General features: G+C 52.0%; 16 protein-coding genes and 1 pseudogene. 13 read left to right on the top strand and 4 right to left on the bottom strand.

Going from position 1 to position 15,045, the window contains the following annotated elements; genetic code table 11:
- Window positions 1-423: 423 nt before the first annotated feature.
- From EX31_RS10355 to EX31_RS10375, 4 genes are all read left to right on the top strand, one after another.
- Window positions 424-906 (top strand): NUDIX hydrolase, encoded by a 483-nt coding sequence (locus EX31_RS10355; protein WP_037034576.1) that lies wholly within the window; start codon window positions 424-426, stop codon window positions 904-906.
- A gap of 193 nt (window positions 907-1,099) precedes the next feature.
- Complete coding sequence (locus tag EX31_RS10360; RefSeq protein WP_013575644.1) at window positions 1,100-1,618, top strand: ClbS/DfsB family four-helix bundle protein; 519 nt, start codon at window positions 1,100-1,102, stop codon at window positions 1,616-1,618.
- A 55-nt stretch (window positions 1,619-1,673) separates the two neighbouring features.
- Window positions 1,674-1,892: a DUF7661 family protein gene (locus tag EX31_RS10365; RefSeq protein WP_013575645.1), complete on the top strand. Its 219-nt coding sequence runs from the start codon at window positions 1,674-1,676 to the stop codon at window positions 1,890-1,892.
- A 502-nt stretch (window positions 1,893-2,394) separates the two neighbouring features.
- On the top strand, window positions 2,395-2,637 hold the full coding sequence (locus tag EX31_RS10375) for a hypothetical protein (RefSeq protein ID WP_225444888.1): 243 nt from the start codon (window positions 2,395-2,397) through the stop codon (window positions 2,635-2,637).
- Window positions 2,638-2,730: 93 nt separating this feature from the next.
- Here the strand turns inward: EX31_RS10375 and EX31_RS10380 are convergent, their stop codons facing one another.
- Complete coding sequence (locus EX31_RS10380; RefSeq protein WP_037034580.1) at window positions 2,731-3,087, bottom strand: nuclear transport factor 2 family protein; 357 nt, start codon at window positions 3,085-3,087, stop codon at window positions 2,731-2,733.
- Window positions 3,088-3,385: 298 nt separating this feature from the next.
- Window positions 3,386-4,174: an arylamine N-acetyltransferase family protein gene (locus EX31_RS10385; protein ID WP_037034582.1), complete on the bottom strand. Its 789-nt coding sequence runs from the start codon at window positions 4,172-4,174 to the stop codon at window positions 3,386-3,388.
- A 98-nt stretch (window positions 4,175-4,272) separates the two neighbouring features.
- On the opposite strand from EX31_RS10385, the gene EX31_RS10390 reads away from it, so the two are divergent.
- The 3 genes from EX31_RS10390 to EX31_RS10400 all read left to right on the top strand — a co-directional run bounded on the left by EX31_RS10390 (window position 4,273) and on the right by EX31_RS10400 (window position 7,907).
- The gene (locus tag EX31_RS10390; protein WP_051931012.1) at window positions 4,273-5,709 is read left to right on the top strand and encodes an aminotransferase-like domain-containing protein; all 1,437 of its coding nucleotides are present in this window, start codon (window positions 4,273-4,275) and stop codon (window positions 5,707-5,709) included.
- Window positions 5,710-6,003: 294 nt separating this feature from the next.
- Window positions 6,004-6,762 (top strand): NADPH-dependent F420 reductase, encoded by a 759-nt coding sequence (locus tag EX31_RS10395; RefSeq protein WP_037034586.1) that lies wholly within the window; start codon window positions 6,004-6,006, stop codon window positions 6,760-6,762.
- 17 nt (window positions 6,763-6,779) lie between these two features.
- The gene (locus EX31_RS10400) at window positions 6,780-7,907 is read left to right on the top strand and encodes a Gfo/Idh/MocA family protein (protein ID WP_037034588.1); all 1,128 of its coding nucleotides are present in this window, start codon (window positions 6,780-6,782) and stop codon (window positions 7,905-7,907) included.
- Between the two features lie 4 nt (window positions 7,908-7,911).
- Here EX31_RS10400 and EX31_RS10405 read toward each other — a convergent pair whose 3' ends face one another.
- Complete coding sequence (locus EX31_RS10405; RefSeq protein ID WP_231576045.1) at window positions 7,912-8,832, bottom strand: LysR family transcriptional regulator; 921 nt, start codon at window positions 8,830-8,832, stop codon at window positions 7,912-7,914.
- A 103-nt stretch (window positions 8,833-8,935) separates the two neighbouring features.
- Between EX31_RS10405 and EX31_RS10410 the strand changes: the two genes are divergently transcribed.
- Together EX31_RS10410 and EX31_RS10415 are read left to right on the top strand one after the other, a co-directional pair.
- A complete protein-coding gene (locus EX31_RS10410; protein WP_037034590.1) occupies window positions 8,936-9,592 on the top strand; it encodes an SDR family NAD(P)-dependent oxidoreductase in 657 nt (218 codons plus the stop codon).
- A gap of 67 nt (window positions 9,593-9,659) precedes the next feature.
- Complete coding sequence (locus EX31_RS10415; RefSeq protein ID WP_037034592.1) at window positions 9,660-10,850, top strand: MFS transporter; 1,191 nt, start codon at window positions 9,660-9,662, stop codon at window positions 10,848-10,850.
- A gap of 105 nt (window positions 10,851-10,955) precedes the next feature.
- Here the strand turns inward: EX31_RS10415 and EX31_RS10420 are convergent, their stop codons facing one another.
- Complete coding sequence (locus EX31_RS10420; RefSeq protein ID WP_037034595.1) at window positions 10,956-11,876, bottom strand: DMT family transporter; 921 nt, start codon at window positions 11,874-11,876, stop codon at window positions 10,956-10,958.
- Between the two features lie 239 nt (window positions 11,877-12,115).
- On the opposite strand from EX31_RS10420, the gene EX31_RS10425 reads away from it, so the two are divergent.
- The 4 genes and pseudogenes from EX31_RS10425 to EX31_RS10440 all read left to right on the top strand — a co-directional run.
- The gene (locus EX31_RS10425; protein WP_037034626.1) at window positions 12,116-12,955 is read left to right on the top strand and encodes a transporter substrate-binding domain-containing protein; all 840 of its coding nucleotides are present in this window, start codon (window positions 12,116-12,118) and stop codon (window positions 12,953-12,955) included.
- Between the two features lie 3 nt (window positions 12,956-12,958).
- The gene (gene pxpB / locus EX31_RS10430) at window positions 12,959-13,669 is read left to right on the top strand and encodes a 5-oxoprolinase subunit PxpB (protein ID WP_037034597.1); all 711 of its coding nucleotides are present in this window, start codon (window positions 12,959-12,961) and stop codon (window positions 13,667-13,669) included.
- Between the two features lie 11 nt (window positions 13,670-13,680).
- Entirely contained in the window at window positions 13,681-14,667 is a 987-nt protein-coding gene (locus EX31_RS10435) for a 5-oxoprolinase subunit C family protein (RefSeq protein WP_197060721.1), read from the top strand.
- Between the two features lie 116 nt (window positions 14,668-14,783).
- Window positions 14,784-15,045: pseudogene (locus tag EX31_RS10440) on the top strand (IS110 family transposase); the annotation flags it as partial.

Below are 15,045 nucleotides of genomic sequence, written 5' to 3' on the forward strand. Positions count from 1 at the left end.
GCTTCAATCTCAAAAGCCAACGCCAGAGAACGCCACGAATGGCGCTATATAAGATATCCATTTAAGGTGCTACAGATTGCATTCACTCTGTATATTTTATGGTCAGTCATTCACTACCTTTTAACATAAATCCTAAACTATTTTTCATCATAGACTTAATCCTATGGCTGATAACTTTTGATTTACTCTGTCCGCTTCTGAAAAAGAGTCGAGCACACCTTTTCCAACCCATTGATATATTATCAGCTTTAGTAAAATCGCTCTGCAGCCCTAGAAAGACCACCGGCAGCTATGGGCGAAGAGCAGACTTTGAATGCGGTTATAGCAGCAAGAAAATACCGCTCTATTAGGCCATGAAGGCTGAAAATTATGGTTATATATAAATTCAAAAGTCAGGGTTAATACTTTATTTAAGGGGGATTTGTGCGAACTCGTCCATCATCTCGGTTAATAGTTCTTTCGCCTGAAAATCACGTCTTGCTCTTTAACTTCTGCCATAAAGATGATGCTTTGAGCGGCAAGAAATACTGGGCAACTCCAGGTGGAGGACTTGAACACAATGAATCTTTCGAGCAGGCTGCTTTACGCGAATTACTTGAAGAAACGGGGCTGATAAGAACAGATGCAGGACCGCAGATAGCATCCAGAACCTTCACAATGATGCTACCAGGTGGGGAGACTGTTCTTGCTGAAGAGCATTTCTTTATTATTAATACAAATAAATCAGATATTGATCGCTCAAGGTGGAGTAGCAACGAAAAAAATGTTATTCGCGATCATTACTGGTGGACAATAGAAGAGCTCAGACATACCGATGAAATAATCTTCCCACTCGATTTGATCATTAACATACTTGAAAGCAAGTTAACCGACTCCCTAGTATTTAATGTATCGAAAATACCTTGATTTCCGCCTCTGGCACAGGGCTGCTGTCGCAGCCCCTGATAGCCTCAAACCTCGAGTGATTCATGTGCCTTGAACAAAGAGATAGCTGTTTACAGGGACTTCCCCTTTCGTGCCAGGAAGTACATAATTGATTGATATTTAAACACCACATGGCGTCTTTATGGATCTCTTCTGAAGTGCGGGGTAACTCTGTATGAATGTGCCGCAAACAAAATCTGAATTGCTTTTAGCAATCGATAAAAATTTCAATAAATTAATCAGTTATCTTAATGCCATCCCCCCCGAACTCACCTTAGATAACTCAATGGATGGACACTGCAAGGGCACGGAAATGAGTGTTCGCGATCTGGTTTCCTATCTGCTCGGGTGGAACACTCTGGTTGTAAAGTGGATCACTTCCGACGGGAAAGGATTGCCTGTTAATTTTCCAGAAACCGGTTTTAAGTGGAATCAACTTGGGCTTCTGGCGCAAAAATTTTACTCTGATTATAGCGAATTGGATTATAACGCGTTAATTACTGAGCTCGAGGAAGTAAAAGATGAAATAGTGAAACTTATTGATGGGCTCACTGATGACGCTTTGTATGCTAAACCATGGTACACAAAATGGACTATGGGGCGAATGATCTCATTTAACACATCATCTCCCTATGCCAATGCTAATGGCAGATTAAGAAAATGGGCGAAAAATAATAGTATCAGCTTAAAATAAAAAAACTCTGTGAATTTGTCACCTTTACTTTGATGAAAATGCCAGGAGATTAATAATGCTGATCTACAACGTTTTTGGACGACACCTTGGTATCAAACGTGAGGGGGAGCGCTGGCTGGTATTCCGCGCAGACCTGACAGAACGAAAATTTTCCCGGCTTTACGACATCGCAATTCCGAACGATCTGACAGAGGCAGAAATTCCAGGTTGGCTTGATGACATTTTACATGAGGCGGCAACAGAGCGTCATCCGGAGGTGAAGCGTGTCGAATAAGAAATCTGGCTTGCATACGTAAGTATCCCGCTTAACCGGAGCATTCACTAATAGAGATATTTTGTCACGCCATCCGGACATCGCCTCCTCACCATCGACAACTAATACGCTGTGCTGCTTGTGATGTCCGCCTCCGGCACAGTGAGAAGCGGACATCGTTTTTCGGTCAGGATACCTGCTATGATAAATTTTTGATGAAAAGGCATTCAATTGATAGAAATCGGCGAAGGTAATAAAAGGGAGGTGTGATGTTTACCCCAGAGTTTATTAATGATGAACATGGAGAGTTTCTACTTGTAGCCAGCCACAGCCTGGCATCCCCGGAATCTATAAAACTCAGTATTGCGTACAATATTGCCAGAATATCTTACGGACTATCACAGCTTCCATCGCACATTCGAACTTGCCGGGTCGTCTATGATATTAGAGGACAATCAATCCCTGACCAGGTCCTGCCCCAGGTCAGACAAGCGTTTGAGCAGGCAGCCATTGTGGAGTTTAAATGCTGATGGGACTTCAGTTAATTGTAAAAGCAGAGCGTAAGAAGATAGAAAAATCGTTGGGGTCACTTACATCAGAATGTGAAATATTCCCGGTCGCTGAAGACCTTTTCGGCATTTCAATTCCAGAGCGAATTCTCTCATCCGTGGGTGAAGATGTTGTTCTACAGAAACTTGAACAACTCAAGCGTTTTGACCTTTGGCAGGGGGCCTGGCAAGAACCCAAGCGACGTTGGCTTTGGTGAGTTTCAGCTTTGAGCGGGGAGCTGACATTGGCTTTTCATGCCTGTAAGAGATACCCACCGGGCTGATGGTTTTTTAGCGTGTCATTGCCAAAATTATACCGCACCCGCCTCTGGTGTTCCCTGATGGAAAGCCAACTCCCATTGCCCCTTGTCAGAATACACCCAGCAAGAAGAACGTAGGGATGCTCGGCTGCCGTCCGAATTAAACGTCTTGTAGTGCAGAATGGCGCAGTACTCTCCCATGCTGATCAGCCGGAAATCACTGCTAAGAATGATCGTTGGACTTAATTCGCCAGTCAAAGATGCTATCGTCTCCGCGCGGTCAACTATTACACCTGACCGTGTGATTTCCCGAAATTCGGGATGCAATATCTGTTCAAGCCATTTCCGATCATTCCGCCGGACACCGTGAAGACTGCATTCAAGTGCTTTCAGCTTTTCCAAGAGCATTTTTCTCACCCTAATTGAACCCTGACAGTTGAATGAATTTATCATAATAACCAAGGCTAATCTTTAATGCCCCCGAGAGGTAACTTCCGCTTTTGGCACAGGAGTACCAAAGGGCAGCTACAAGCAAAGAGCAGACATTAATTGCCTGCTCAATGAAGGGTCTATTAGCATCAGTGTTGCAACTGAATTAAAAACACCTCCAGACCATCCTGTGTTGAATGAGTTGTCTGCGACAGGTATACCAGCCAGCCCTCTGTATATTTCATGAGGATAAATAGAGGGAAGGCTGTGCTCAGGATTACACTGTCTTCCCGATGTATTGCGGTGCAGGCAGAGCAAAGCGGTTTTTCAGGACATGGGCAATATCGTCTTCCGTCAGTTGCTGCTTTTCTACGCCCTCTGCGGTGATCGTCTTCAGCACATTCCCTAGCAAAATCAGCCGACCCTCGGGGACGTGCTGCACGATCAGTAACTTCTGCACAAAGATGGCATCAGGATGGGTGGAGTTGAGGTAGTTGGCCGGGACGAAATCAATCCACTCCTGGGGTGACAGATCAAAACTGTATTGATTGGCCCATTCGCCCTCCACCTTCGCTTGTAGCAGGTACTCGTTATTACCGTCACGGATAAGTCGGAAAGTGTCGAAATCCTGTTCGATGTCGGTATCTGGCATGTCTATGGCGATCGGTGCGCGAATACCGTAGCTGCCGAACCCTAGATCGCAAAGCCACAGGCGGTCATCGACTTCAGCAATTAATGCCATATGCGTTTTCGGTCGGCGTGCCGGGTAGAACATCGGACGAGCTGCAACGAAACGGTAGGTAATACCTAAAGCGCCCAACGCCATTGCAAATAGCCCATTGACCTCATAGCAGTATCCACCACGACCTCGTTGTAGCAGCTTGTCTGCAATGTCTTCGGGTACCAGGGAGACGACTTTGCCAGCCTGTACATCCAGATTCTCGAAGGGCACCGAAAAGAGTTGATGACGCATGAGCGCGTGCAGCGTGGCGGTATCGGCGGCTGCATGCCCGGTGTAGTTTATACGACGGAAATAAGTAGAAAGGTCAAAGTTGTCGCTATGCATAATGCCTCCTTGATTGCTCGGGTTCGGCACTACTATAGAAGGGCCGCATTATTGTCTGTATAGTCAGATTTATCGAAAATCAGACTGTACAGTTCGCAATGTCCGTCCCACGTCTGTTGTTCCCACATTACCGCCGGATTGCTGAAATGCTGCGCCTTACCCTTGCATCAGGTGTATTGCGAGCCGGCGACAGGATGATCTCCGCGCGTAAACTGGCCGAACGCGAGCAAGTTAGCCTCCCAACGGCACTGGAAGCACTTCGTTGTCTTGAGGCCGAAGGCCTGATTGTTGCGCGTCCGCGTTCTGGCTACTTCGTTTGCCAGATAAACACACCTCAGAACATGCAGTCATCCCATCATTTACCTGGCCCGGTCCCCGTGACAATGTCAGCAGTAGCCCGTTCACTATTCAGCAGCGCAGAAGCCCGTCTGGTGCCGCTTGGCGCAGCGCTGCCCGATCCCCTATGGCTGCCAACAGATACGCTACAGCGGGCGTTGCAGACTGCAAGCCGTCGCCTGGACGCACACGGTCAGAGCTACAGCCTGCCGCCGGGAAGGGCAGACCTGCGCAGAAATATAGCCGTACGCGCTGCACAGTGGGGTGCCCGTTTTGGTCCGGATGATCTCGTCATTACGGCTGGCGCAACGCAGGCACTGCGTCTGGCTCTGCGGGCTGTATGTCAGCCAGGTGATGTGGTGGCCATTGAGCAACCCGCCTACTTCGGTACGCTCCTGCTGCTGGAGGACCTAGGCCTCAAGGCATTGCAAATCCCCACAGATCCCGCTGAAGGCTTGTTGCTGGCACCTCTGGGTGAAGCTATTCAGCGCCACCGTCCCGCAGCCGTGCTGGCTTCGCCCACGGTGCAAAACCCACTCGGTGCCAGTATGCCCGTCCCCCGCAAGCAGGAACTTGTTGCGCTGATTGAACGTGCAGGCATCCCTTTAATTGAGGACGATGTATATGGTGACCTGGCCGGTGAGGGGCAGCGTCCTCCGGCCTGCAAGGCCTTCGACCAGAGTGGGAGTGTGATTTACTGCAGTTCATTATCCAAAACCCTTGCCCCGGGCTGGAGAATCGGTTGGATTGCGGCAGGACGCTACCACACGCAGGTTTTGCAGGCCCGCATGGCCGGGGATTGGGCAGGCGCACCGCTGCTTGAAGCAGCCGCGAGCGATATACTGGCAAGTGGAGACTACGAACGTCATCTGCGGCGCCTGAAGCTCCGGGTCACGGAGGGAGTACACGCCGTTATCGCCCGGGTCAACGCAAGCTTCCCTCCGGGCACTCGTGTTGCCGTGCCGACAGCCGGTTTCTTGTTGTGGATAGAACTTCCGCATCCGCTGAATGCATTGGTGGTACATCGTCGCGCGCTGGCGCTGGGCATTGGTGTCAGTCCTGGCCTCCTGTTTTCCCCGGGGGCAGAATTTCAGAACTTCCTGCGGTTGAATTGCGCGAATGAACCCTCGCCCACCTTGCTCAATGCAGTGGAACAGATCGGTGCGCTTTGTCATGAACTGGCTGGTCAGCGCGAATGACTCATACATGCCTAAGTCCACACTAATCCCTCTGCTACCCCAAGAGGACAAAAGTGGGCTTGTCTGCTCTCATGAGATTAATTCAGCATGATATTAGTCACGTCCGCTGGCACTGAGCAGACAAACACGTGACGCTGAAGGTCTGCTGAGAGCGTGAAGCAGACGCTCGCCCTGCTAAAAAATGCCTAAAGTAATTCATGCGCAGGATGCAATAGTCATTTGTCCATCACCTCTAATATCTGTCTGAGCGCAAGTTATACAATCAACACGTATAACTCAACGTGAGGATTAACAATGAAACCCATTGGCATTATTGGCAGCGGAATGATCGGCAGTCAGGTCGCCAGGCTTGCTGTTGCAGCAGGCGTCAACGTCATTATCAGCAATTCGCGTGGACCAGAGACTCTCAGAGAGCTGGTTGATGAACTTGGCTCACTGGCACGGGCTGCGACTCTGACGGGGCTGGTTGCTGAGACAGATATCATCATCGCCGCGATACCCTTTGCTGCTTATAAAAAACTTGATGCAGAAGAGCTCGCCGGAAAAATCGTGGTGGACACCATGAATTATTATCCGGAACGCGACGGTGAAATGACTGAGATCTGTACCGCAGAAATTACCAGCAGCGAACTGGTTCAGAAACATCTTCACAAATCCCGGGTAGTGCGCGCGCTTAATAACATGGACTGGGTTCGCCTGGGCAATCGTGCACGTCCTGCAGGCTCCGGCGACCGGAGTGCTCTGCCTGTGGCTGGCAATGATGAGGCTGCAAAGGCTGACGTTATTGCACTCATCGATAAGCTGGGCTACGACGCTGTAGACATGGGGACTTTGTCAGAAAGCTGGCGAAGTGAACCCACGATGCCTGCCTATGTTCTGCCTTACATGGGGAAGATCCCTGTGCGGTTTGACACCATTACCGAGCGGGAGTGGTTCATGACCGCATCGGGTGCACCGGTTTCTGCTCACCGCCTCAATGAACTGCTGGCCCGGGCAGTGCGGCATGACCAAATGTTTGGTAGCACTGCCTCTCTGGCGGGCGCTTCACTGTAAATATCGGGAGCCCGTAGATGAATAATCGCAAAATCAGAATAGGGATCGTCGGGCTTCAGCCTGGTCGTAGCTGGGCCGCTGTCGCTCACATCAAGGCTCTGCAACACCTTTCAGACGACTTTGAAATTGTGGGCGTGGCAAACTCTAACCTGGAGAGTTCGCGTGCCGCCGCCGCTGCCTGCGGGATACCTATGGCATTTGACGGTGTGTCACAGATGGCCGCATCGCCACATATTGACCTTATAGTAGTAACCGTCAAAGTGCCTGGTCATTACGCTGTGCTTAAAGAGGTACTCAGTGCAGGAAAGCCTGTGTATTGCGAATGGCCACTGGGCAGAAATCTGCAGGAGGCACAGACTCTGGCTGAACTTGCCCGTGAGAAAAAGGTACTTGCTGTTATCGGCACTCAGGCCCGCGTCAGCCCCGCAGTACAAGAACTGACTCGTCTTGTGAAAGGCGGTTACGTTGGAGAGCTTCGCTCGGTATCTGTGTCCGGATGGGGTCGGATCTGGGGAGACGTTATTGAGTCAATTGCGACAGACGGGTATCTGCTGAAGCGTGAAAACGGAGCCACCATGCTTACGATTCCTTTTGCACATACCCTCGCTGCCTTTCAGGACGTTCATGGCGATATTGCCAGTCTGTCTTCAATCCTTGAAACCCGGATCCCTCAGGTTTTCGCGCCTGAAACGGGGCAGTACGTCAGCATGGATGCGGCCGATCAGATTATAGTGACTGGGCTGATGAAAAGCGGCGCTCCCTTTTCCATTCATTTCCGGGGCGGCGAACCCAGAGGCACCGAAGGGTTGGTGTGGGATATCCATGGCAGTGAAGGGGATCTGCGCGTAACAGGAGAGAATGGCATGACTCAGATAATGCCACTTACACTCACGGGAGCCCGGGGAGAAGAAAAGAAACACAGCCCTATGCCGGTCCCGGCCGACAGTACGGTGCCCGCTGAGCATATCAGTGGAAACGTTGCACGCATTTACAAGCGACTTGCTGCTGATCTGCGTAATGGCACGCGTACCGCGCCAGATTTCGACGATGCCGTCAGGCTGCATTATCTTCTGGATACGATTATACGTGCGGGCAAGAATGGCCAGCGTCTTCCGGTTGAGGTATCGAACCGCGAGCTGCCGTAGCATTTCAGATTTTCCGGACGGGCCAGACGCTTGATAACGCGAGCTGACTGCAGATGGTATCAATAAACACCCGCGTCTTAGCCGGAACTAGCGTGCCGGGAGGCATCAGTACATAAACACTGACTTCAGTGGCGCTGAGCCACCCCGGCAGGACTTTTTCAAGCGCCCCGCTTTTAAGTGCCGAATTGACCATCCAGTCAGGTAGAAGCGCTATTCCTGCCCCCTGCTGCACCGCCATCATCAGCGCTTCGCTGGTATTGGTTGTCAGTGGTCCGGAAGGTGTCACTTGCACACGTTCCTGCCCGTTTTCCAGGATCCAATGCGGCCAGTCCGGATGACTGGTAAAGCCCAGGCAAGCATGCCGTTCAAGTTCTTCCGGCTCAGAAGGCGTACCTTGTTCTATCAGATAGGCCGGTGAGGCGACCAGCTGGCTGCGAAACGTTCCAAGCTGACGTCCGGTCAGCGAACTGTCCCGGATAATCCCCACGCGGATGACCGCATCAAACCCTTCCGCCACAATATCGACCCGCCGATCCAGAAAATGGGCATCAAGACGTATGTCAGGAAAACTTTTCAGGAAAGCGGGAATAACAGGCGCAATCACTTCCCGCCCAAAGGTGACCGGCAGCGATACCCGAAGGATGCCTTGTGGCGTGGAAGCAAAGTCACCGACCTCACGCCTGGCAGCACTCAGTTCATCAAGGGCTGTCCGGGTGCGCAGCAGGAAATAAGTCCCTGCCTCAGTCAGCGTCACACTGCGCGTCGTACGTACCAGAAGGCGAACCCCAAGGCTTTTTTCCAGATGGCTAACGCGGCGCGATATGACAGAAGCGTCACGACCTAGCCGGTCACTCGCTCCTGTAAAACTGCCCGCCTCGGCAACGCAAACAAAGGCTGTCAGGTCATCAAATTCCTCAAACATCATTCATGCATTCCCCGCAATAATAATTTGCAATTCAAACCAATTATCATCTTTATCGCAAGTTATTAATATAAACACTCAACAACATAATTGAGAGAAAATCACTATGAAAACCTTTCTGAGTATTGGGTCTGGTCCGGGAATTGGTATTGCTACTGCAGTGCGTTTTGCCCGTGAAGGTTTCCGCATCGTGCTGACATCACGTAACAAAAATTACGTTTCTGAGCAGGTTACTGTACTGAGAGCAGCAGGCTATCAGGCTGAAGGGCGTTTTGCTGATGCCAGCGATGTCAGAGGCATCGCTGAACTGATTCGATCTGTTGAATCTGAAACCGGCGCAATAGACGTGCTGCATTTTAATTCCGCCGCTCTGCATGATGGCACGCTGGAAACGCAATCCGTTGATCGCTTTATTGAAGACCTGACCATCAATATCGGCGCCGCATTTGTGGCAGTAAAAGAAGCCAGCCTCAGCATGGCTGAGCGCAGTGAAGGCACTATCCTGCTGACCGGCGGCATCTTTGCTACCCACCCAAATGCAGATTACCTGTCACTGAGCGTTGGCAAAGCAGGCTTACGGAACCTCGTATACGGCCTGTTCGACAACCTGAAAGAAAAGAACATTCATATCGCTACGGTCACTGTTGGCACGCTGGTCGCAGCGGGTTCAGATGAATCCAGTGATATAGCGCAGACTTTCTGGGATCTGCATGTGCAGTCCAGTAATGAATGGACTGCTGAAAAGCAATACCCCTCTGCCTGAGGCCGTACCAGCAAGCTGGCCCCGACACCAGGGGCCTGTCCCGCCCACTTCTTCCCGTGGAGTCAGAATGAATACGACAAGTCCCGTTTATTTAACGGCGCGGCAGACAGTGCTGTTTGCCGCTGCTGCGGCTTTTATGGTCGCCAATATATATTACTCGCAGCCATTGCTGGCCGTTATTGGGCGGCAGTTTGGGACTCCACCGTCTGATACGGCTTTGCTGGTCACGCTGACTCAGCTGGGATACGGGCTTGGCGTATTGTTTCTTGTGCCCCTGGGTGACTTTACCGACCGCAGGCGCCTGGCATCTGTGATGATTTCTCTCTGTATTATTGCGCTGTTGCTGACCGCCGCCAGCCAGAGTTTCTGGTTTTTCGCCAGTGTACAGCTGCTGCTAGGCCTGGCATCCAGCGCTACCATGGTATTGATCCCCTATGTCGCAAGCCATACTGTTACAGAGGAGCGGGGCCAGCGGGTGGGACAGATGATCACAGGGATCCTCCTGGGGATACTTCTGGCACGGACTGTGTCAGGACTGGTTGCTGATGCACTCAGCTGGAGAGCGATGTATTTGCTTGCAGGTGTCGCCGCGACAATGGTGCTGCTCACAGTCAGAAAACTTATGGTGCCAGCAACACTCTCAGTCGAGAAAATATCCTATCCCATACTGATAAGATCAATGCTCACACTCCTTAAGGAACACCAGCCGCTTCGGGTTCGTGCATTTTATTGCATGATGGGAATGGGAAGTTTCAGTATTCTCTGGACAGGGCTGACGTTGTTTTTATCCGGGGAGCCGTATCACTTTAAGCCTTCTGCGATCGGCCTTTTTGGATTGATTGGGGCTGCAGGCGCAATGTCAGCCGGTATCGCGGGCAGGATAAGTGACAGAGGACATTCGCGTATATTAACCATTGTACTGGCTGTGTTGCTGCTGATTTCCTGGATGATGATGGCTGAGGCCAGAACATCACTGCTATTCCTGATTGGCGGAATACTGCTTCTTGATGTGGCTGCGATGGGGCTACAGGTGGTTCATCAGTCGATAATTTACAAGCTTGAAGTCGATGCGCAGTCACGTATCACCTCGATTTTTGTGACGTCTGGCTTTATTGGAATGGCTCTGGGCTCTGCACTGAGCAGTGTCGGATTTCGTCACTGGCAATGGACGGGAATATGCGTACTGGGCGCGGTACTTCCTGCGCTGATGCTTATCCATTTATTAATAGCATCACTGATGCGCCCTGCAGCAAGATAGGCAAATGGTTGTCGAGCAGAATTGTGTAAGCACACCCGTTTTAGTTCCACGCACGTTTGAGATATCCGGGAGGAAATCAGGATGCTTACCGCCCCCCTTACTCCCCTACTTTGCTGATTTGATAATAGCCGTTCTGTTTATACGCCTCTCACTCAATAAGGCGAAAATTCCGGCTGCGGCCACGATTGACGCACCGGCCAGCGTGGAAGATGACGGAAAACTGTCGAGGAACAGAAAACCAAGCATCATCGACCAGACCATCGTGGTGTAATCAAAAGGCGCCAGCAGCGACGCATCGGCGTAACGCAGGCTCAGCGTAATCAGTATCTGTGCCATTCCACCAAAAAAGCCGCAACCGATGAGCAGTAAAAGCTGCAAGGTAGTCGGGATTTTCCAGCCGAAGAAAATCGTCGCCAGACCAATCAGCATGGTCATCAGCGAGAAGTAGAAAACGATCGCGCCCGGTCTTTCAATGCCATTTAAAAAACGGATTTGCACCGAAGATACCGCCGTACACATCGCCGCCAGCAGCGCCAGAATCACGCCCAGCCCCGCCGAAACCTGCTTAAAACTGCCCGACAGCAGCGAACCGCTGTCTGTCAGATGCGCCCACAGCATGACGATAATGCCGGTGAAACCGATACCCACCGCCAGCCAGCGGGCTGCGTGAACATTTTCACGCAGCAAAACCGCGGCCATGACCACCGTAAATAGCGGCGCGGCATAGCTTATCGCCGTGGCATCCGCCAGCGAGATATACACTAACGCCAGATAGTTAAAATACATTCCCCCCGTGCCGGAAAAGCCGCGAATTAAATGGCCGGATATATTCTTCGTTTTAATTTGGGGGAAAACAGGGCCCTGCAATTTGAGCCAGATCAGCAGCGGGAATAAGGCAACGAAAGAGCGAAAAAATATCACTTCTCCGGTAGGTATATTTCCGCCCAGCCCTTTCACGCAGGCCAGCATTAATGTGGCACACAGGGCTGATAATATTTTTAGCGAAATACCCATTCTGGCGTTCATTATTAACCTTCGTTCCTGGTGAGCAGCGGGATGAATCTGTCCGCTATTCTGGCAGAGCCGCCTTTTTCCCGGTCATACAAAAAGCGTATCGCCATACAGGGTTTACTTCTTATACAACGCCAGGGTGAGCTTATATAGTCGGGCTGACTCATAAAGAAACCGCAGCCAGTTTTGCTCACAGTGAGCCAGGGGAAGTTGTCGTCACACACTGCTAATTAAAAAATCCCGGAGAATGAATGATGAAACTGAAGTTACTGTCTTGTTCCTTGCTGGCGTTGCCACTGATGGCGGCCTTTTCCTCTGCGAAAGCGGATGTTCTTTCTGATATTCAGGCACACGGTTCACTCAATTGTGCCGTGTATTCCGATGTGCCGCCGTTCTCGTCGCCGGATCCGAAAACGCGCCAGCTTGCGGGAATGGACGTCGATTTATGCACGGCATTAGCCAAACAGATGGGCGTAAAACTCAATCTGATGCCGACGTCTATTGAAGCGCGTATTGCGGTGATCGCCACTGGCCGCGCCGACGTGCTGATTGCCAATCTGGCGTATACCAAAACGCGCGGCCAACAGATTCAGTTCAGCGATCCGTATTATGTGGCGAAAGAAGTACTGGTGGTGAAAAAGCCCAACGTCGATAAAACTCGTGCGGATTTTAAAGGCAAACGCATCAGCGCCACCAAAGGCACGACGTCTGAACAATCGATTTATCTGGCAGGCGCAAAAGCCGTGACCTTCCAGGATGCTGCGTCGGCCTTTCTGGCGCTGGAACAGAATAAAGCGGTGGGCTTTGTGACCAACACCATGACCGCCATCAAAATGATTTCTCAGGCCGGAAAAGACGGCATTGAACTGGGGATGATCAAAGAGCCGATGGCGCTGGAGCCGATCGGCGTCGGCATGAAAAAGGACGAACCGGCATTGCTGGCGAAGGTTAACAGCAGCCTGAAAGCGATGGATGACGACGGCACCATCGATAAAATCTGGGATACCTGGATCGGGCCAAATACCGAATACAAAATGGTGCGCGAAGACAAAGTACAGCCGCTCTCCAGCCTTAAATTCGAACCTCTGGAATAACCGATGATCACTGCGTCGCACGAGGCGCCTTCCCGCGCCTCTTTTATTCTTGCCAGTCAGGGCGACAACATCAAAATCTCCACCATCGGCAGCCGTGCCTGGCTGATTGAAGCACCGGGAGATTTCGACCTGCCCGCCCAGCGCCGCATCTGGTCACTGGCGGTCGCATTGCGCGCGCGTGATGATATCGAATCACTGATCCCCGGCGTGACCAATTTGCTGGTGCTGTTTCGCCAGACACCGGCAGATTACGACGCCACCTTTGCCCTGCTGGTGGCCGCCTGGGACCAGGCACAGGCCGTACATCCGCAAGGCAAACTGATTGAAATTCCAGTGATTTACGGCGGTGAACATGCCACCGATCTGGACGCGGTTTGCCAGCATACCGGTCTTTCGCCGCGCGAGGTCATCCGCCGCCATTCTGAGGGTTGCTACACGGTGTTTTCACTGGGCAGCGCGCCGGGTTTTGGCTATCTCCACGGGCTGGATCCGTCTCTGGCCACGCCGCGTAAAAAAGTCCCCTCGCTGAATATGCTCAAAGGCACCGTGACCATCGGCGGCGCACAGACCGGGATTTCCGCCCTGACCGGGCCAAACGGCTGGAACGCCATCGGATTCGCCGAACTGACGCTGTTTGACCCGCAGGCGGAGAATCCTGCGCTGATGGCACCGGGGGACAGCGTGCGCTTTCTGCCAGAAAGGATTGAATTGTGACTGAACCAGCCGTGATTGAAATAGTGAAAACCGGCCCGCTGAATACCGTTCAGGACGCGGGCCGCAACGGATTCCGGGATATCGGCGTGTCTGTCAGCGGCGTGATGGATCCGCTGGCGTTTCACGCGGGCAACATCATGCTGGGCAATGACGAAAACGCCGCCTGCATTGAAGTGCAGATGTTTCCGTTTAAGGTCCGGTTTCTCGCCGATACCAGCATTGCCATCACCGGCGCAGATTGCCGCACGAAGCTCGACGGTACAGATCTTCCGCCCTGGTGGGCGTGTTCCGTCCGCGCAGGGCAGGAACTGGAAATGCAGTTCCCGCGTTACGGTGCGCGCAGCTATTTGTGCGTCGCCGGAGGCATTGACGTGCCGGTCGTTATGGGCTCGCGCAGCACCGCGCTGCGTGGTGGCTTTGGGGGTTTAGACGGACGACCGCTGGAGAAAAACGATCGCCTCGCGGCGGGTAAAACCACCACATCTCCCCTGCCTGCGCAAGGTATGGGCATCGAGCCGCCGGAGATCGCGCTGGCAAACGTATTCCCGACCAGCACTGAGGGATGCGTGCAACTGCGGGCTATTCCCGCCGGAGAATATTCGCTGTTTGAAGCCGATCTTCCCCGCTTCTGGTCGCAGCCGTGGAAAGTGTCCTTGCACAGCAACCGCACCGGTTACCGCTTATCCGGCGCGCCGGTCACGCCCTCGAAAGTCATCGAAATGCGTTCATACGGTTTAGTCCCCGGCATCGTTCAGGTTCCGCCTGCCGGCGAGCCGATCATTCAGCTGGCTGATGCCAATACCGCCGGAGGTTATCCGAAAATTGCCGGAATTATTGAAGAAGACTTATGGCGTCTGGCGCAGGTTCAGCCCGGTCAGAGCATTCAGTTGATCAAAAGCGATGCACGCGAAGCCATTGCTGTTGCGGCGCGGATCAGCCAGTGGCTCACCCGCCTGCGCGATAGCATTATGCCGGTGAAGAAAATCATGGGTGTTTAAAACGCCCTATGGATGAAACAGAAAACGGGCCAGAAAAGGCCCGTTTAATAAGATGGTCACCCCCACCCTGTGAGCGGTACGCTGACAGGGTGTTTTTCTTTCTGAAGGGGATCATCATGCAAAACGTTACGCTCATCGGTATTGACCTCGGCAAGCATTCGTTCCATGTCCACGCTCAGGATAAAAACGGTAATGCATTGCTACGTAAGAAGTTTTCCCGCAACCCGTTAACCGCCTTTCTCTCTACTTGTGCCGCTTCTACCGTTGTTATGGAGTCCTGTGCGGGCGCCCATTTTATGGCCCGGCACATCAGCCAGTTCGGGCATCAGGTGAAGCTCATCTCTCCTCAGTTTGTCCGACCCTTCGTTAAAAGCAATA

Source organism: Rahnella sp. WP5, assembly GCF_000745615.1.
In the GTDB taxonomy this organism is placed as follows: Bacteria; Pseudomonadota; Gammaproteobacteria; order Enterobacterales; family Enterobacteriaceae; genus Rahnella; species Rahnella aceris.

Excerpts from the sequence above, each read along its gene's own strand:
- EX31_RS10380 (WP_037034580.1), bottom strand. The coding sequence starts at position 3,087 with ATGCTCTTGGAAAAGCTGAAAGCACTTGAATGCAGTCTTCACGGTGTC.
- EX31_RS10395 (WP_037034586.1), top strand. The coding sequence starts at position 6,004 with ATGAAACCCATTGGCATTATTGGCAGCGGAATGATCGGCAGTCAGGTC.
- EX31_RS10420 (WP_037034595.1), bottom strand. The coding sequence starts at position 11,876 with ATGAACGCCAGAATGGGTATTTCGCTAAAAATATTATCAGCCCTGTGT.
- EX31_RS10415 (WP_037034592.1), top strand. The coding sequence starts at position 9,660 with ATGAATACGACAAGTCCCGTTTATTTAACGGCGCGGCAGACAGTGCTG.
- EX31_RS10390 (WP_051931012.1), top strand. The coding sequence starts at position 4,273 with ATGTCCGTCCCACGTCTGTTGTTCCCACATTACCGCCGGATTGCTGAA.
- EX31_RS10360 (WP_013575644.1), top strand. The coding sequence starts at position 1,100 with ATGAATGTGCCGCAAACAAAATCTGAATTGCTTTTAGCAATCGATAAA.
- EX31_RS10425 (WP_037034626.1), top strand. The coding sequence starts at position 12,116 with ATGAAACTGAAGTTACTGTCTTGTTCCTTGCTGGCGTTGCCACTGATG.
- EX31_RS10375 (WP_225444888.1), top strand. The coding sequence starts at position 2,395 with ATGCTGATGGGACTTCAGTTAATTGTAAAAGCAGAGCGTAAGAAGATA.
- EX31_RS10365 (WP_013575645.1), top strand. The coding sequence starts at position 1,674 with ATGCTGATCTACAACGTTTTTGGACGACACCTTGGTATCAAACGTGAG.
- EX31_RS10385 (WP_037034582.1), bottom strand. The coding sequence starts at position 4,174 with ATGCATAGCGACAACTTTGACCTTTCTACTTATTTCCGTCGTATAAAC.
- EX31_RS10405 (WP_231576045.1), bottom strand. The coding sequence starts at position 8,832 with ATGATGTTTGAGGAATTTGATGACCTGACAGCCTTTGTTTGCGTTGCC.
- EX31_RS10410 (WP_037034590.1), top strand. The coding sequence starts at position 8,936 with ATGAAAACCTTTCTGAGTATTGGGTCTGGTCCGGGAATTGGTATTGCT.
- EX31_RS10400 (WP_037034588.1), top strand. The coding sequence starts at position 6,780 with ATGAATAATCGCAAAATCAGAATAGGGATCGTCGGGCTTCAGCCTGGT.
- pxpB (WP_037034597.1), top strand. The coding sequence starts at position 12,959 with ATGATCACTGCGTCGCACGAGGCGCCTTCCCGCGCCTCTTTTATTCTT.